We start from the raw sequence: 16,842 nt of genomic DNA, 5'->3' as shown, positions 1-16,842 counted from the left end.
ATGTCGCGTATCGGATAGTTCGCCCTTTAACAGTGCGTTTATGACCCAAATTCGTTAGGCTACGCGCCATTTTTGCGTCTGCGGCCCACAAGGCAGCAACGCGCTAAAAGGGTCGGTCTTATACGGACTGACAGCATTTCCCTCACCCATAGGGAAATCCCTCTCTAAATTCCGATTCAGTAGTGTGGTATTTCCTTAATGAAAGTGTTGAAAGGCCAGGACATCCTGGCACTTGGTTTTATGACGTTTGCCCTGTTCGTCGGGGCTGGCAACATCATCTTCCCGCCTATCGTCGGTTTGCAATCCGGGCCTAATGTCTGGATGGCGGCGCTGGGTTTTCTGGTCACAGCGGTCGGTCTGCCGGTGATCACTGTTGTGGCGCTGGCCAAGGTTGGCGGCGCCATGGATGCGCTGAGCAGCCCGATCGGTAAGGTCGCTGGTGGCCTGCTGGCGGCGGCGTGCTACCTTGCTGTCGGCCCGCTGTTCGCGACACCGCGTACAGCAACCGTATCTTTCGAAGTGGGTCTGGCGCCATTGACCGGCGAGAGCCCGTTGGCGCTGTTCCTCTACAGCTCGGTGTACTTCCTGCTGGTGTTCTTCATTTCACTGTATCCGGGGCGTTTGCTGGACACTGTTGGACGCTTCCTCGCGCCGCTGAAAATCATCGCGCTCGCCGTGCTGGGCATCGCTGCATTCGCTTTGCCGGCCGGTGACATTGGTCACGCCACCCCTGAATACGTTGCAGCACCGTTCTCCCAAGGCTTCATCAATGGTTACCTGACCATGGATACCCTGGGCGCCCTGGTGTTCGGCATCGTCATCGTCAATGCGATCCGTTCCCGCGGTGTTGAATCGCCAGCGCTGATTACCCGTTACGCGATCATCGCCGGGCTGATTGCCGGTGTAGGTCTGGCACTGGTTTATGTCAGCCTGTTCCGCCTCGGTTCGGGCAGCCACGAAGTCGCCGCTGGCGCTACCAATGGCGCGGCGGTATTGCACGCCTACGTACAGCACACGTTCGGTTCGCTAGGCAGTGGATTCCTTGCGGTGCTGATCTCCCTGGCGTGCCTGGTGACCGCGGTCGGCCTGACCTGTGCCTGCGCCGAGTACTTCAGCCGCGTGGTGCCGCTATCCTACAAGACCCTGGTGATCATCCTTGCTGCGTTCTCGCTGCTGGTCTCCAACCTGGGCCTGACCAAGCTGATCGCTTTCTCGATCCCGGTACTCACCGCGATCTATCCGCCATGTATCGTTCTGGTGGCGCTGAGCTTCTGCAAGGACTTCTGGCACGAGCAGGGCCGTATCCTTGGTCCGGTCATGCTGGTGTCGTTCATTTTCGGCCTGATCGACGCCCTCAAGGGTGCCGGCCTGGCAGACTGGATGCCGAGCCAAATGGCGCATCTTCCTTTGAGCGAGCAGGGCTTGGCCTGGTTGGTGCCATCGGTGATGACAATGGTGGTTGCCGTGGTTTGCGATCGTCTGCTGGGTAAGCGCGAAGAAGCTTTGGCTTAGGCGTTGCCGGCCCGCCACAAGAGGGCCTGACAGGCGAAAACAGAAATGCCCCGTATCAATCGATACGGGGCATTTTTTTTGTGAGGGGTGCGGTGTCTTTTTTCTTGGGCTAACGTCGAACGTCGAATTACTGCGAACCTTTTGTGGGAGCTTGCTCCTACGGGGATCGTGTATTGCGTAAATACATCACAAGGACCCGCATGTCGTTCATTCAAGCCAACCTGATCCACATTCTCGCGGCCATCTGGTTTGTCATCTGCTGGGGCGGTTACACCCGCTATGCCACATGGAAAGGCCGTGACACCGCGTGCCTGGCCAGTGTTCTGCATCTGTATCGCGAAGACTGGATGCGCCGCATGCTGTTGCGTGACAACCGTATCGCGGATGCCAGTGTGATCGGCAATCTGGAGCGCAACGCTTCGTTCTTCGCCTCCAGCACGTTGATTATCCTGGCGGGTATTCTCACGGTGCTCGGGGCATCCGAGCGGGCGGTATCGCTGTTGGCGGATATCCCGATGGTGCAACAGGCCTCTCAGGGCATGTCGGAAATCAAGCTGCTGTGCCTGGCGCTGGTGTTCGTTTATGCGTTCTTCACGTTCAGTTGGTGCATGCGTCAGTACAATTTCGCGGCGATTCTGGTGGGGTCGGCGCCGATGGTGGGGGAGCGGCATGTGTCCGAACTGGAGCGCAAAGCCTTTGCCGCCCGTGCGGCGCGCGTCATCTCAATGGCCGCCAACCAGTTCAACTTCGGCCTGCGTTCCTACTACTTCGGCATGACCATGCTGGCCTGGTTCGTCAGTCCGTGGTTGTTCATGTTGATGAGTGCCGGAGTGGTGTTGGTGTTATATCGCCGTGAGTTTCACTCCGACGTTCTCGACGTGATGGTCTATACCCCTACAGAGGCGCCGTTGCCCGAGGTGAATAAAGAGGCTGCTTGATGAGTATTCCATTCTGGTGTGTGTTTATCAGTGCGGTGCTGATTTACGTGGCGCGCATGCCCGTGACCACAGCCATGAAAGCGCAGGGCGGTTACGACAACCACTTGCCGCGCCAACAGCAGGCGCAACTGACCGGTTTGGGTGCCCGGGCGGTGGCGGCGCATCAGAACAGTTTTGAGGCATTCATATTGTTTGCGGTGGGGGTGCTGATGGCGCATACCACGCAGACAGCTGGATGGCTGATTGACCTGCTGGCGATAATCTTCGTGATCTCGCGAGTTATCTATTTGGTATGTTACTGGAAGGACCTGACGTGGCAGCGCAGTCTGGTATGGCTGGTGGGATTAGTTTGTTCGTTGTTGTTGATGATTAGTCCGACTTTTCGAACGCTTTTGCTCTAACGCTGGCACTGCAACAGAAAATGCAGGCAAAAGAAAACCCGCACTTGGCGGGCTTCTTTTATCACGCTAAAAACCGAATTAATTCTTAGGTGCTTCCGGAGCAGCTTCTTTAGCCGCTTCTGCATTCGATTCAGCCTGATCTTTGGCAGCTTCGGCGTTTTCTTTCGCCGCGTCGTTCACTTTATCCTGAGCTTTGCTCATGTCTTGCTGAGCTTGCTCAGCATGTTCGGCAGCATCTTGAGCTTTGTCCTCGGATTTTTTATCGCAGGCTGCGAGACCGAGGGAAGCGGTCAACATCAAGGCAATAGCTAAAGTCTTACGCATGGGGTGTTTCTCCTTATGGAAAATGTTCTATCTGGCCTTAAGAGCCCGGGCGTCAGGGTTAAGTTCCTCAAATTCTTCAGATATATAAGTTTGTTCTAACGCGGAACTTTTGCCCGTTCCGCTACTGCACTGTCTGACTATTAAACAAGAGTTTTTATCAAATGGCCGAAAACCCCGTTTTTGAGCGTGCGACGCGATTTCTATCGGCGCTGAGGCATTGTCAGGTACTCGGCTTGCGAGTTCACAGCGCCAGTACCGAGGGGCTCACGGTGGTGCTGCCCTACGGCCCGCAGATCGTCGGCAACCCGCAGACAGGCGTCATTCACGGCGGTGCCCTGACATCGCTGATGGACACGGCATGCGGCATGTCTACGCTCTGCGTGCTGCCCGAGTTCGAAGTCTGCCCAACCCTCGATCTGCGCATCGATTACATGCATGCCGCCGAGCCGCATAAAGATGTCTACGGCTTCGCCCAGTGCTACCGGGTCACCACCGATGTGATTTTCGCCCGCGGCTTTGCCTATCAGGACGATCCCGAACAGCCCATCGCCCATGTGGTGGGCACTTTCATGCGCATGGGCAAGGCCATCAAGGGCACCCAAAACTTTGGTGGCGTGATCAAGGGAGCGGGGCAATGAGTGATTTCAAACGACAGCTTCAAGACGCTCACCAGAAAGGCGACTATGCGCCGTTGCTGCAACTCATTCCTTATGCCGGGCTGATCGGTGTCGAGTGTTCACGGGTGGGGGATGAATTGCTGTTTCGTCTGCCGGCCAACAAGGACAACATTGGCAATCCTTTATTGCCAGCCATCCATGGCGGCGTGATTGCCGGTTTCATGGAGCTGTCTGCTGCACTGCACCTGTTGATTGCTACCGGCTCGCCGGGTGTACCGAAGATCATCGACTTCTCCCTCGATTACCTGCGCGCCGGGCAGTTCCGCGATACCTGGGCTCGTTGCCAGGTTTGTCGGCAGGGGCGTCGGGTGGCCAACGTGGCGATTACCGCCTGGCAAACCACCGAAGGCGAGCCCATCGCTACGGCCCGAGCACATTTCAAACTCGAGGAGCCCTTGAAATCCTGAACTGAGCCCCCAACTCTGATGACAACCCGCCGCTGACCGCTCAAGGTCGCGGCCAATGCCATCTGATTGGAGTTTGATGACCATGAGTGTGGAAACTCAAAAGGAAACCCTGGGCTTCCAGACCGAGGTGAAGCAACTGCTGCACCTCATGATCCATTCGCTGTATTCCAACAAGGAAATTTTCCTTCGCGAACTGATCTCGAACGCCTCTGACGCTGTAGACAAACTACGTTTCGAAGCGCTGTCCAAGCCAGAACTGCTGGAAGGTGGCGCCGAACTGAAAATCCGTGTGAGCTTCGACAAGGACGCCAAGACCGTCACCCTCGAAGACAACGGCATTGGCATGAGCCGCGAGGATGCGATCACGCACCTGGGCACCATCGCCAAGTCCGGCACCGCCGATTTCATGAAGCACCTGACCGGCGATCAGAAAAAGGACTCGCACCTGATCGGTCAGTTTGGTGTTGGTTTCTACTCCGCATTCATCGTCGCTGACAAAGTCGACGTGTACAGCCGTCGTGCCGGCAGCGCCGCCAGCGAAGGCGTGCATTGGTCGTCCAAGGGCGAGGGCGATTTCGAAGTTGCAACGATTGATAAAGCCGAGCGCGGTACTCGCATCGTCCTGCACCTCAAATCCGGTGAAGACGAGTTCGCCGATGGCTGGCGTCTGCGCAACATCATCAAAAAATACTCCGATCACATCGCTTTGCCGATCGAGCTGCCGAAAGAAGTGGCAGCCGCCGAGGGCGAAGAGCAACCGGCTGTTGAATGGGAAACCGTCAACCGCGCCAGTGCCCTGTGGACCCGTCCGCGTACCGAGATCAAGGACGAGGAATATCAGGAGTTCTACAAGCACATCGCTCATGACTTCGAAAACCCGCTGAGCTGGAGCCACAACAAGGTCGAAGGCAAGCTGGAATACAGCTCGCTGCTGTACGTACCGGCCCGTGCTCCGTTCGACCTGTACCAGCGTGAAGCGCCGAAAGGCCTGAAGCTCTACGTGCAGCGTGTGTTCGTCATGGACCAGGCCGAATCGTTCCTGCCGCTGTACCTGCGCTTTATCAAAGGCGTGGTCGACTCCAACGACCTGTCGCTGAACGTGTCGCGGGAAATCCTGCAGAAGGACCCGATCATCGATTCCATGAAGTCGGCACTGACCAAGCGCGTTCTGGACATGCTGGAAAAACTGGCGAAGAACGAGCCTGAGCAATACAAGGGCTTCTGGAAAAACTTCGGCCAGGTCATGAAAGAAGGCCCGGCTGAAGATTTCGCCAACAAAGAGAAAATCGCTGGTCTGCTGCGTTTTGCATCGACCAATGGCGACGACGGCGAGCAGGTTGTTGGCCTGGCCGAGTACCTGGCACGTGCCAAGGAAGGTCAGGACAAGATTTATTACCTCACCGGCGAAACCTACGCACAAGTCAAAAACAGCCCGCACCTGGAAGTCTTCCGCAAGAAAGGCATCGAAGTGCTGCTGCTGACCGACCGCATCGACGAGTGGCTGATGAGCTACCTCAACGACTTCGACGGCAAGAGCTTTGTCGACGTGGCGCGAGGTGACCTCGACCTCGGCAACCTGGACTCGGAAGAGGACAAGAAGGCCGCGGAAGAAGTCGCCAAGTCCAAAGAAGGTCTGGTTGAGCGTCTGAAAACGGCGCTGGGTGAATCCGTCGCTGAAGTACGAGTATCCCACCGCCTGACTGATTCCCCGGCGATTCTGGCCATCGGCGAGCAGGATCTGGGTCTGCAAATGCGTCAGATCCTCGAAGCCAGCGGTCAGAAGGTTCCGGATTCGAAGCCGATCTTCGAATTCAACCCGGCTCACCCGCTGATCGAGAAGCTCGACAACGAGCAGAGCGACGAACGCTTCGGCGACCTGTCGCATATCCTCTTCGATCAGGCAGCCCTGGCGGCTGGCGACAGCTTGAAAGATCCAGCGGCGTATGTGCGTCGTCTGAACAAGTTGTTGGTCGAGTTATCGGCTTAACTGTGTTGCAGAAAAACCCGCTTCGGCGGGTTTTTTCATTCTGGTGTTCACTAATCAGGAGTCAGAAATGAGCCAAATCACTGTGCGTTCCGTGGCCTATCAGATTGATGGCCAATCCTATGAAAGCCGCCTGGCGTTCGACGCCGATCACAAAGGCCCGCTTCCGGGTCTGTTGATGGCGCCGAACTGGATGGGCGTCAGCGCCGGGGCCGAGGAAATCGCCAGGTCGGTGGCAGCCAAAGGCTACGTGGTGTTGATCGCGGACCTTTATGGGCAATCGATTCGTCCGCAGAACAACGACGAGGCGGGCGCGGCGATGATGCCGTTGAAGAATGACCGTCCACTGCTGCGCAAACGCATGCAGGTGGCGTTCGAGCAGTTGCTTAGCCAGGGTGACGCGGCGGTCGATACCTCGAAGCTGGCGACCTACGGTTTCTGCTTCGGTGGTTGCTGTGCCCTGGAGTTTGCCCGTACCGGCGCACCGGTAAAGGCAGCGATATCGTTCCACGGTACGCTGGACACACCGAATCCGGCCGATGCGAAGAACATCAAGGGCAAGGTGCTGGTACTGCACGGCGCGTCCGATCCATTGGTGCCGAAAGAGCAATTGCCAGCGTTCGAAGATGAAATGAACGCGGCCGGTGTGGATTGGCAGCTACTGAGCTACGGCGGGGCGTTCCACTCGTTCACCGATCCGCATGCGAATGTGCCGGGAATGATGATGTATGACGCGAAAATTGCCGCACGGGCGTTCACGTCGATGCATAACCTGCTGGATGAAGTGTTCAAGGGTTAAGAGTGATTTGGCCGGTGTCAGCGCCGGCCTCTTCGCGGGCAAGCCCGCTCCCACAGGGTTCGGTGGTGTACACAAAACCTGTGATCACATCCCTCACTGTGGGAGCGGACCTGCCCGCGAAGGCGGGCTGACAATCTATGGAAAAGCTAAGGCAATTCGATCCGCTCGACTTCCCCGGGCACCGTAGGCCAATCCCCGACCGCCCAGCGCCGGCGTGCTTCATCGATAGCCGCCGGATCGCTCGCGACAAAATTCCAGTTGATCCGCCGCGGCCCGTCCAGTGGTGCGCCACCCAACAGCACCGCATGCGTGTCACTGTCAGCGGACAGGGTCATTTCCTCTCCGGCAGGCAGCACTACCAACGAATGCGGCTCTATCGATTCGCCATCCAGTTGCACCTCACCGCTTAACACATACAGCGCACGCTCTTCGTGCTCGGTGGGAATCAGCAGCGTCGTCGCCGTTTGCAGGTGCAGTTCGGCATACAGCGTGGGCGAGAGCACCGGCACCGGCGATTCCAGACAAAAGCCTGACCCGGCAATCATGCGGATCTTCACCCCAAGGTTGTCGCTGACCGGGAGCGTGGCCGCCGGGTGATGGCTGTAATGCCCTGGGCCTTGTTCGTGATCTTTCGGGGACGCCAGCCAGATTTGCAAACCGTGCATCCTGAAACGTTGGTCCCATAGCGGTTGTGGCGTGCGTTCAACGTGGGCGATGGCGCTGCCGGCAGTCATCCAGCTGACATCGCCAGCATTGACCACCTGATCGGAACCGAGGCTGTCCTTGTGCTGGATCTGCCCGTCGAACAAATAGGTGAGGGTTGACAGCCCAATGTGCGGGTGCTGTCGGATGTTCATGCCTTTGCCTGCCGGATACTCGGTTTCGAGCATGTGGTCGAAAAACACGAAGGGCCCGACATTACGGCATTTGGCTGACGGCAACGGGCGAAGAATCGGCTGGCCTTCGACATCTTCGGCGCGGGGGCGGATCACGAGCGGAGTGTTCATGGTGCATTCCAGGCTGAGCGGGTAATGCGTTGGAGCATAACCCGCTTGCGCAGCCGTTGCCGCTATTGGCTGAACGCGCCTTCAGACAGATGGGTTTCGATGCTGACTTCGCTGGTGGTCATCAACTTGTGGATCGGGCAGCGATCGGCGACGCGGTGCAGCTCTTCGCGCTGAGCGTCGGTGAGCACGCCCTTGAGTGTCAGTTTGACGTGCAGTGCGTACTTGCCCTTCTGTTCCTGGCTGTTGTCGCGCTTGACCTCCACGCCGACACCCGTGAGCGGGATGTCTTTTTTCTTTGCGTAGAGCTTCAGGGTCAGGGCCTTGCAGGCGCCCAGTGCTGCGTCGAAATAGTCGTGGGGTTCCGGGGCCGAGCCTTCGCCGCCAGCCGTGACGGGCACGTCGGCGAACAGTTCGTGCTCATCGATCTGGACGCTGTGGCGAAAACCTTCGGCAGAAACGGTATTGACGGTGACAGTCATGGAAAACCTCGCAAGCGACAGGAAAAGGCATTCGATCAAAAAAGACCTTGAAGGTATAGAGCTTTGTACCGGGCGAGCGTTCCTGATTTTTAGCATTCAAAAAAAACCCCGCAATGCGGGGCTTCTTCATGTCGATGCGGATCAGCTGCCTTTGACAGCCTTGCCGTTGACGGTGCCGTCCAGGAGCATGATGTTGTACTCCTTGCCGTCGGTTTCGACCTGTTGCAGGCGGACCAGCAGGTAATCCCAATCCTTGGCGAACCACAGCACGGTGATGCGCTTGCTTTGTGTCGGGTCGCGCACGCGCTCGACCTTGATCGCATCGATCTGGCCAGCCTTGGTGTCGACTTTTTCGGAACCGAGCACGCGGAAGTCATAAGTATCGACTTCGCCATCATCGACAACCTGATAGCTCATGCTCTTTTTGCCGGCAGCCACGTCGTGTTGCAGCGCCAGTTGATAGGTGGATTTGTCGAGCATGCCGCGGTTCAGCGGAATATTGACCGCGTCACCACGATCGGTGCCGGTGACCTTTTTGGCCGTCCAGTCGAAGTCCAGGTCGGCTTTCTTGGCTTTGCCCAGGCCACCGCGTTCGAAGTGATAGGACTGTGGCAGCAGGGTGTCCTTGTCGACGGTCAGGGTGCTTTCTTCGGACAGGCTGGCGATCATCATCGACGCCTTGAAGTTGAGCTTCCAGATGCCGTTGGCTTCCTTGGTCAGGCTGCGTTCGGCGGTACCGCTCATGGGCAACTGCTTCCAGTCGGCGGTGTAGCTGGCGGAGAAGGGCTGAAGGTCTGCGGCCTGCGCGAATGGCAAGGCAAGCAGAGCGCAAGCGAAGAGCAGGGCGCGACGCATAAAATCTCCTAGGTTCGAATCAAGTGGCCGCTGGCCGCGAGTAACTGTCCATCCAGTAAGGCACCTTGATCACTGAGTGACAACCGGCCTTCGGCAAACCAGCGTACGGCCATCGGGTAGATCAAGTGTTCCTGAGCATGGACTCGCTGCGCCAGACTTTGCGGCGAGTCATGCAACTCTACCGGTATTACTGCCTGTACGACCAGTGGTCCGCCATCGAGTTCCTCGGTGACGAAGTGCACGGAGCAGCCGTGTTCGGTGTCGCCGGCCTCCAGCGCGCGCTGATGAGTGTGTAACCCTTTGTATTTGGGTAGCAGCGAGGGATGGATATTGAGCAGGCGACCCTGGTAGTGACGCACGAAGTCAGCGCTGAGAATACGCATGAAGCCGGCCAGTACCACGAGTTTGGGGTTGAAGGCGTCGATCAGTTCGATCAACGCGGCATCGAAGGCCTCACGACCTTCGAAAGCCTTGTGATCCAGCGAGCGGGTGGCGATACCTGCATCACTGGCGCGTTGCAGGCCGTAGGCGTCGGCGCGGTTGGAAATCACCGCAGCAATGCGGACCGGGCTGTCGCCGGTCCGCGTGCTGTCGATCAAGGCCTGCAAGTTACTGCCGGTGCCGGACAACAGCACCACCACGTCACAGGTCTGGGACATCAATGGGCCTTGAGGTTCTTCAGTTCAACCTGAGCCGCGCCTTCGGCAGCGGTGGAGATCTGGCCGATGACCCATGGCTGCTCGCCAGCTTCGCGAAGAACGTTCAGGGCGGTTTCGACGTGCTCTTGAGCCACGCAGATAACCATGCCCACGCCGCAGTTCAGCACGCGGTGCATTTCGTTCTCGTCGACGTTGCCTTTCTCTTGCAGCCAGTCGAACACCGCCGGGCGGGTCCAGCTCGCCACGTCAACCACCGCCTGAGCGCCTTTTGGCAGAACGCGCGGGATGTTGTCCAGCAGGCCGCCACCGGTGATGTGGGCCATCGCTTTGACAGCGCCGGTTTCCTTGATCAGCTTGAGCAGTGGCTTGACGTAGATACGGGTCGGGGCCATCAGCAGGTCGGTCAGCGGTTTGCCATCAAGCTGGATGTTTTCGATGTCGGCACCGGACACTTCGATGATCTTGCGGATCAGCGAGTAACCGTTGGAGTGCGGGCCGGAAGACGGCAGGGCGAGCAGGGCATCGCCGGCAGCGACTTTGGAACCGTCGATGATTTCGGATTTTTCCACGACGCCGACGCAGAAGCCGGCCAGGTCGTAGTCTTCGCCTTCGTACATGCCGGGCATTTCAGCGGTTTCGCCGCCAACCAGGGAGCAACCCGACAGTTCGCAACCAGCACCGATACCGGTGACGACCTGGGTCGCGGTTTCGACGTTCAGTTTGCCGGTGGCGTAGTAGTCGAGGAAGAACAGCGGCTCGGCGCCGCAAACCACCAGGTCATTGACGCACATGGCGACCAGGTCGATGCCGATGCTGTCGTGCTTGTTCAGGTTCAGTGCCAGGCGCAGCTTGGTGCCGACGCCGTCAGTACCGGAAACCAGCACAGGCTGCTTGTAGCCGGCCGGGATTTCGCAGAGGGCGCCGAAACCGCCCAGGCCGCCCATGACTTCCGGGCGCGCAGTGCGCTTGGCGACGCTCTTGATGCGTTCGACCAATGCTTCACCGGCGTCGATGTCTACACCGGCGTCCTTGTAGCTCAGGGAGGGTTGCTTGCTCATGATCCAGGCCTTTAGGGGGGATTCAGGGGTAACGACCGAGTCCAGCGGGGCCGCCGAAATCGACGAGGGCGATTGCCTCACGCGTATTTCGAAAGTGCCCGGCTGTTGCCGGTCTGCGAAGGCGCGCGATTTTATCAGGCTTGAAGGGCAGCGGCCATCCTCAGGCCGACGGCAGGGAGCATATCAGCCTAAAAAAACCTTAATTCTTCCGGGTTGATGGCATCCTGCCGACCTGTGCAAGGTATTGCCATTAACCGTCTATCGTTATGACAGTGCGAAAAAACTAACCCAGAGCGTGTGAATGTTTTGCGCCGGGCGATGGTCACAGCCTTGCTCGATCGTCTTCATGCGGTCTGTTCCAGCCGCTCTTGTCGTCAGGAATCTTCCATGCGTTTTTGTACATTCTTGTTTGTGGGCTGTTTATCGTTGTTCAGTCTGGTCAGTCATGCCGAAACCGTCAAAGGCCTCTACCAGGTGCGCGAGCCGGTCAATGGTCAGGCGCCGGAAGAGCGCGATCAAGCGACCCAGCGCGCGCTGGATACGCTGGTGCTGCGCCTGACCGGCGATCCCAAGGCGGTGCAAAATCCGGGGCTGGCGGCGATTCGTAAGGACCCGCAGCAAATCATCAGCCAGTACGGGTTTGATGCGGGGCCTCCGGAAGTGCTGAAAGTCGATTTTGACCCGGCCTCCACCGAGCAGGCATTGCGGCGCGCCGGGCTGGCCATCTGGGGCGCCAATCGGCCATCGATCCTCGGCTGGTGGCTGAACGATTCCACGGAGGGTTCAAGCCTGGTGGGCGACGGTCAGGCCAGCGCCGTGCCGTTGCGTCGGGCAGCGCAGCATCGTGGCTTGCCGCTGCGCTTGCCTCTTGCCGATTTGAACGAGCAGATCGTCGCCACGGCGCCGAATCTGGAAAGTGCTGATCCGGCCGCACTGCGTGGTGCGTCGGAACGTTACAATGCCGACGCCTTGCTCGCGGTGCATGCCCGGGAAGAGGGTGGGCAGTGGCAAGCCAAGTGGCGGTTGTGGTTGGGCGATCAAAAGGAAGCGGGCAGCGTTCAGGGGGCTGATCAGGTTGCCGTGGCGGATGCGGTGATGCTGGCGGTCAACGAGCGGTTGGCGCCTCGCTATGTCGCCAAGCCTGGGGCCTCGACTCCGCAGTTGCTGGAAGTGCAGGGCATGAACCTTGAGCGTTACGCGGCGCTGGGGCGTTTGCTTGAGCCTTTTAACGGGCGCCCGCAAAGTGTCGACGGCGACCGGATTCTCTATCGGGTCAATGGCAGCACCGATCAATTGCGTGCCCAACTGTCGCTGGCGAAATTGCAGGAGGTGACGGCGGCACCGGTCGCTGAAACTCCCGTGGTTCCGGCTCAGCCTGCAGCGGACGGTTCGGCACCTGCCGTAGCGCCAACCCCGGCACCGACTCCGCAACTGCGTTTTCGCTGGTAGATTTTCTTTCTTTATATAGAAGCAATGGAGTGGTTCATGGCCGATACGCGGCGTTGGTTCTGGTTGGGTGCAGTGGTCCTGCTCTGCGCGTTTATCTGGCTGTTACATCCGATTCTCACGCCGTTCCTGGTGGCGTTACTGTTGGCGTACCTGTTCGATCCCGTGGTAGACCGGCTGGAAAGGGCCGGGCTGTCGCGCACCTGGGGCGTAATCACGGTGTTCGCGCTGTTCACGTTGATTGTCACTGCGCTGTTGCTGGTCTTGGTGCCGATGCTCGCCAAGCAACTGTTCCGCTTGTATGAGCTGGCGCCACAGATGCTTGATTGGCTGCAGCACACCGCTCTGCCGTGGGCGCAGTCGAAGTTCGGCTTGTCGGAGGGTTTCTGGAAATTCGACAAGCTCAAGGCGGCTATCAGCGAGCACATGGGGCAAACCACTGACATTGTCGGTGTCGTGCTGAGCCAGGCGACGGCCTCTGGCCTTGCGCTGATTGGCTGGCTGGCGAATCTGGTGCTGATCCCGGTGGTGAGTTTTTACCTGTTGCGCGATTGGGACCTGATGATGGCCAAGATCCGCAGCCTGTTGCCCCGTGACCGCGAAGAGCGCGCGGTGATGCTGGCCGGTGAGTGCCATGAGGTACTTGGGGCGTTCGTTCGCGGGCAACTGCTGGTGATGGTGGCTCTGGGCGTGATCTACGCCGCGGGCCTGATGTTGGTGGGATTGGAGTTGGGCCTGCTGATCGGTCTGATTGCCGGCTTGGCGGCGATTGTGCCGTACATGGGCTTTGTGATCGGTATCGGCGCGGCGCTGATTGCCGGGTTGTTCCAGTTCGGCGGTGATCTGTACCCGATGGTCGGCATCGTCGCTGTGTTCATGGTGGGGCAGGCGCTTGAGGGGATGGTGCTGACGCCGTTGCTGGTGGGGGATCGAATCGGCTTGCACCCGGTGGCGGTGATCTTCGCGATTCTGGCCGGTGGAGAGTTGTTCGGGTTCACCGGTGTTCTGCTGGCGCTGCCGGTCGCGGCGGTCATCATGGTGTTAGTGCGCCATGTGCATGATTTATATAAAGATTCTGAGATTTACAGTGGTGTTGATGAGCCCGAGCTCTAACGGGTAGCGCGGACATCCTGGATCACTTCCGGGATGACCCGCACTCGACGCCGGTTTGTTGCCCGCCGCGCCAAAGAAACTGTCATAAAACCGGTGCGCCAACGCAAACCTTTGATTTTGCTTGTGGTCTGTCGCATTGTGCGGTCGGCTTCACGGGTATAAACTTCGCAAACTTTACACAGAGGCCACTAACGGTTCCTTTGGAACTGTTCAGTCAGCATGAAACCGATTCAGTTGCCCCTAGGTGTGCGTCTGCGTGACGACGCCACCTTTATCAACTACTACCCAGGCGCCAATGCCGCTGCACTCGGCTATGTCGAGCGGCTGTGCGAAGCCGACGCCGGCTGGACCGAGAGTCTGATCTATCTTTGGGGCAAGCACGGAGTAGGGCGTACGCATCTGTTGCAGGCCGCCTGCCTGCGATTCGAGCAGATGGGTGAGCCGGCGGTGTATCTGCCGTTGGCCGAGTTGATGGATCGCGGCATCGAAATCCTCGACAACCTTGAACAGTATGAGCTGGTCTGTCTGGATGACTTGCATGCAGTGGCAGGCAAGGCGGATTGGGAAGAAGCGCTGTTCCATCTGTTCAATCGTCTGCGTGACAGCGGTCGGCGCTTGCTGATTGCAGCATCGACTTCACCGCGCGAACTGCCGGTGAAACTGGCGGACCTCAAATCCCGTCTGACCCTGGCGCTGATCTTCCAGATGCGCCCGCTCTCCGATGAAGACAAACTGCGTGCCCTGCAACTGCGTGCATCCCGTCGCGGCCTGCACCTGACCGACGAAGTCGGGCATTTTATTTTGACCCGTGGGACCCGCAGCATGAGCGCGCTTTTCGACTTGCTCGAACAACTCGATCAGGCCTCGCTTCAAGCCCAGCGCAAGCTGACAATTCCCTTCCTTAAAGAGACGCTGGGTTGGTAGCAGAACCCGGTAAATTCAAGGTCTGAAGCGGTTTCTGGCATATTTCAGGCGCCAGAAAATCCGCTTTCCTGCACGGTTGCAGGCTGCGTCAACATTCAAAATAGGCTTAAGCGCTTAGATGTTAACGAGAAACCGATAAGTCACAAAAAGTTCGATTGAATTTGCAAATGAGGATGATAGCGGGCATAGTCTCGGCTTCTTTACAACTATCAGCCACGGTCGTGCCCATGCTAAATCGCTTTGCACCCCTCGTGCCTCTCGCACTCGTTACCCTGTTGTTCGGTTGCGCTGCCCACACTCCAGTGGCCCAGCAAGCGCAGCAACAGCAGGTTCAAAACTCTGTTACCGCTCAGTCTTCCGCTCGTTATCAGGAAGCTCTTTACCAAGAAGAAGTGGCGACCGAAAAAGAACTGGCCGCCTTCGCCGATGGCAAGTCCTACCAGCTGCCGGTTCTGGCAGACAGCATCCTTGAACGCGGCATGTCGCTGATTGGTACCCGTTACCGTTTCGGTGGTACCTCGGAAGCCGGCTTCGATTGCAGCGGTTTCATCGGCTACCTGTTCCGCGAAGAGGCCGGCATGAACCTGCCACGCTCAACCCGCGAAATGATCAACGTGGACGCACCACTGGTGTCGCGCAGCAAGCTCGAGCCGGGCGATCTGTTGTTCTTCGCCACCAATGGTCGCCGTGGTCGCGTCAGCCATGCCGGGATCTATCTGGGTGACAACCAGTTCATCCATTCCAGCAGCCGCCGTAGCGGTGGTGTTCGGATCGATAGCCTGGGCGACAGCTACTGGAGCAAGACCTTCATCGAAGCCAAGCGTGCACTCGCCATGGCGCCAGGTGCAGCTCCAATCGTCACCGCTCGCAAGTAAGCTGACATTCTGTAAGGTGAACTTAAAGTCTTACTTGAAGTTTGCCTGATAAGCGCTAGAATTCTGATCTATCAATGATGGCAAACCGCCTGCGTACCGCGCAGGCGGTTTTCTTTTCTGCGTCCCAGCAGAAAAAAGCCGCAGCCAGATCAGGATGCTCTGCTTATGTCGATGTCGGCCCGCCTCGCAATCATGTTCCTCGCCGCGCTGCTCAGCGCCTGCGCCAGCCGCACGCCGCCACCCGCGCCGGTGGTCAGGCCACCCATCGTGTTCGGTCCTTCCCAGTCGTTCTCACCTGAAGCGGAAGACGTGCTGTTTCGCGCGTTGGGCCTTGTGGGCACGCCTTATCGCTGGGGCGGCAATACACCGGATTCAGGCTTTGATTGCAGTGGCTTGATTGGCTATGTGTACCGTGACGTCACCGGGATTTCCTTGCCGCGCACCACGCGCGAGATGATCACCATGCAGGCGGCGAATGTCGGCAAGGAAGGCTTGCAGACCGGTGACCTGATTTTCTTCGCCACCAACGGCGGCTCCCAAGTCAGCCATGCCGGGATTTACGTCGGCGAAGGGCGATTCGTCCATGCGCCGGCCACCGGTGGCACGGTAAAGCTCGACAGCCTGTCCAAAGCGTATTGGCAGAAAGCTTACCTGAGTGCCAAGCGCGTCCTGCAGCCGGAGCATTTGGCGCGCAATCCCTAATCTTCGGAGGTTGTCGTCATGACTGCTCGCACGCTCAACCTCGACGATTCGCTGTATCAATACCTTCTGGATGTTTCCCTGCGCGAGACCCCACTGCTCAAGCGCTTGCGCGACGAAACCCAGGCATTGCCGATGGCGCGCTGGCAGGTAGCGCCCGAGCAAGGGCAGTTTCTCGCGTTGCTGGTGAAGCTCACCGGTGCGCGGCAGTTGCTGGAGATCGGCACCTTCACCGGTTACAGCGCCCTGTGCATGGCGGCGGCATTGTCGGATGAGGGCTCGCTGATCTGCTGCGACATGCCTGGTGACTACAACGCCATCGCACGTCGCTACTGGGAAGAAGCCGGATTGGGCAAGCGCATTGATCTGCGCCTGGCGCCTGCTCTGCAAACCCTCGGTATGCTGGATCAGCCTGGCGAATTCGATCTGATTTTCATCGATGCCGACAAGGCCAATTACCCAGCCTATCTGGAGCACGCGCTGCGTTTGCTGCGGGTCGGTGGGCTGGCGGTGTTCGATAACACCCTGTGGAGCGGCCGGGTGCTGGAAAGCCATCCGCAGAGCGCAGACACCCGCGCGATCCAGGCGCTCAATCGAGCGTTGAAGGATGACGCGCGGGTAGATCTGTCGTTGTTGCCGCTGGGGGATGGGCTCACGCTCTGTCGTAAACGCTAACGATCGCAGG

19 protein-coding genes are annotated in these 16,842 nt (G+C 58.5%); 13 read left to right on the top strand and 6 right to left on the bottom strand.

From position 1 onward, the window contains the following. The first annotated feature begins 198 nt into the window (after positions 1 to 198). From brnQ to BVK86_RS22235, 3 genes are all read left to right on the top strand, one after another. Positions 199 to 1,512: a branched-chain amino acid transport system II carrier protein gene (gene brnQ / locus BVK86_RS22245; protein WP_075948469.1), complete on the top strand. Its 1,314-nt coding sequence runs from the start codon at positions 199 to 201 to the stop codon at positions 1,510 to 1,512. A gap of 200 nt (positions 1,513 to 1,712) precedes the next feature. Then, positions 1,713 to 2,450, top strand: a complete 738-nt coding sequence (locus tag BVK86_RS22240; RefSeq protein WP_075948468.1) for a DUF599 domain-containing protein — start codon at positions 1,713 to 1,715, stop codon at positions 2,448 to 2,450. Next, the gene (locus BVK86_RS22235; protein WP_075948467.1) at positions 2,450 to 2,851 is read left to right on the top strand and encodes an MAPEG family protein; all 402 of its coding nucleotides are present in this window, start codon (positions 2,450 to 2,452) and stop codon (positions 2,849 to 2,851) included. The genes BVK86_RS22240 and BVK86_RS22235 overlap by 1 nt, the downstream gene beginning before the upstream one ends. Before the next feature lie 78 nt (positions 2,852 to 2,929). Here the strand turns inward: BVK86_RS22235 and BVK86_RS22230 are convergent, their stop codons facing one another. Continuing rightward, the gene (locus tag BVK86_RS22230; protein WP_075948466.1) at positions 2,930 to 3,175 is read right to left on the bottom strand and encodes a hypothetical protein; all 246 of its coding nucleotides are present in this window, start codon (positions 3,173 to 3,175) and stop codon (positions 2,930 to 2,932) included. 161 nt (positions 3,176 to 3,336) lie between these two features. Here BVK86_RS22230 and BVK86_RS22225 point away from each other — a divergent pair, with 161 nt between their 5' ends. The 4 genes from BVK86_RS22225 (at position 3,337) to BVK86_RS22210 (ending at position 7,042) form a co-directional block, all read left to right on the top strand. Further along, on the top strand, positions 3,337 to 3,813 hold the full coding sequence (locus BVK86_RS22225) for a PaaI family thioesterase (protein ID WP_075948465.1): 477 nt from the start codon (positions 3,337 to 3,339) through the stop codon (positions 3,811 to 3,813). Continuing rightward, the gene (locus tag BVK86_RS22220) at positions 3,810 to 4,259 is read left to right on the top strand and encodes a PaaI family thioesterase (protein WP_075948464.1); all 450 of its coding nucleotides are present in this window, start codon (positions 3,810 to 3,812) and stop codon (positions 4,257 to 4,259) included. Before BVK86_RS22225 ends, BVK86_RS22220 begins: the two co-directional genes overlap by 4 nt. An 82-nt stretch (positions 4,260 to 4,341) precedes the next feature. After that, positions 4,342 to 6,246, top strand: a complete 1,905-nt coding sequence (gene htpG / locus BVK86_RS22215) for a molecular chaperone HtpG (RefSeq protein ID WP_075948523.1) — start codon at positions 4,342 to 4,344, stop codon at positions 6,244 to 6,246. Positions 6,247 to 6,313: 67 nt separating this feature from the next. Further along, positions 6,314 to 7,042: a dienelactone hydrolase family protein gene (locus tag BVK86_RS22210; protein ID WP_075948463.1), complete on the top strand. Its 729-nt coding sequence runs from the start codon at positions 6,314 to 6,316 to the stop codon at positions 7,040 to 7,042. 146 nt (positions 7,043 to 7,188) lie between these two features. Here the strand turns inward: BVK86_RS22210 and BVK86_RS22205 are convergent, their stop codons facing one another. The 5 genes from BVK86_RS22205 to purM form a co-directional block, all read right to left on the bottom strand. Continuing rightward, complete coding sequence (locus BVK86_RS22205) at positions 7,189 to 8,049, bottom strand: pirin family protein (protein ID WP_075948462.1); 861 nt, start codon at positions 8,047 to 8,049, stop codon at positions 7,189 to 7,191. Between the two features lie 62 nt (positions 8,050 to 8,111). After that, positions 8,112 to 8,528: an OsmC family protein gene (locus BVK86_RS22200; protein WP_075948461.1), complete on the bottom strand. Its 417-nt coding sequence runs from the start codon at positions 8,526 to 8,528 to the stop codon at positions 8,112 to 8,114. A gap of 141 nt (positions 8,529 to 8,669) precedes the next feature. After that, positions 8,670 to 9,383, bottom strand: coding sequence for a DUF3108 domain-containing protein (locus tag BVK86_RS22195; protein WP_075948460.1), 714 nt, complete (start codon positions 9,381 to 9,383; stop codon positions 8,670 to 8,672). Between the two features lie 8 nt (positions 9,384 to 9,391). Next, the gene (purN, locus tag BVK86_RS22190) at positions 9,392 to 10,042 is read right to left on the bottom strand and encodes a phosphoribosylglycinamide formyltransferase (protein ID WP_075948459.1); all 651 of its coding nucleotides are present in this window, start codon (positions 10,040 to 10,042) and stop codon (positions 9,392 to 9,394) included. After that, the gene (gene purM / locus BVK86_RS22185) at positions 10,042 to 11,100 is read right to left on the bottom strand and encodes a phosphoribosylformylglycinamidine cyclo-ligase (RefSeq protein ID WP_008148639.1); all 1,059 of its coding nucleotides are present in this window, start codon (positions 11,098 to 11,100) and stop codon (positions 10,042 to 10,044) included. The genes purN and purM overlap by 1 nt, the downstream gene beginning before the upstream one ends. 387 nt (positions 11,101 to 11,487) lie before the next feature. On the opposite strand from purM, the gene BVK86_RS22180 reads away from it, so the two are divergent. From BVK86_RS22180 to BVK86_RS22155, 6 genes are all read left to right on the top strand, one after another. Then, the gene (locus tag BVK86_RS22180) at positions 11,488 to 12,549 is read left to right on the top strand and encodes a DUF2066 domain-containing protein (protein ID WP_075948458.1); all 1,062 of its coding nucleotides are present in this window, start codon (positions 11,488 to 11,490) and stop codon (positions 12,547 to 12,549) included. Positions 12,550 to 12,585: 36 nt separating this feature from the next. Further along, on the top strand, positions 12,586 to 13,659 hold the full coding sequence (locus BVK86_RS22175; protein WP_075948457.1) for an AI-2E family transporter: 1,074 nt from the start codon (positions 12,586 to 12,588) through the stop codon (positions 13,657 to 13,659). A 219-nt stretch (positions 13,660 to 13,878) separates the two neighbouring features. Next, positions 13,879 to 14,583 carry a DnaA regulatory inactivator Hda gene (gene hda, locus BVK86_RS22170; protein ID WP_056852945.1) on the top strand — a complete coding sequence of 235 codons (705 nt, stop codon included), beginning with the start codon at positions 13,879 to 13,881 and terminating at the stop codon, positions 14,581 to 14,583. A gap of 227 nt (positions 14,584 to 14,810) precedes the next feature. Beyond that, positions 14,811 to 15,458 (top strand): C40 family peptidase, encoded by a 648-nt coding sequence (locus tag BVK86_RS22165; RefSeq protein ID WP_075948456.1) that lies wholly within the window; start codon positions 14,811 to 14,813, stop codon positions 15,456 to 15,458. 165 nt (positions 15,459 to 15,623) lie between these two features. Continuing rightward, positions 15,624 to 16,160: a C40 family peptidase gene (locus BVK86_RS22160; RefSeq protein ID WP_075948455.1), complete on the top strand. Its 537-nt coding sequence runs from the start codon at positions 15,624 to 15,626 to the stop codon at positions 16,158 to 16,160. Between the two features lie 18 nt (positions 16,161 to 16,178). Beyond that, positions 16,179 to 16,832, top strand: a complete 654-nt coding sequence (locus BVK86_RS22155) for an O-methyltransferase (protein ID WP_075948454.1) — start codon at positions 16,179 to 16,181, stop codon at positions 16,830 to 16,832. The last annotated feature ends 10 nt before the right edge of the window (positions 16,833 to 16,842 follow it).

Origin of the sequence: Pseudomonas reinekei, from assembly GCF_001945365.1 — a bacterium.
Taxonomy (GTDB): domain Bacteria; phylum Pseudomonadota; class Gammaproteobacteria; order Pseudomonadales; family Pseudomonadaceae; genus Aquipseudomonas; species Aquipseudomonas reinekei.
The sequence above is the reverse complement of the archived record's forward strand: the minus strand, read 5'-3'. Positions and strand labels throughout refer to the sequence as shown.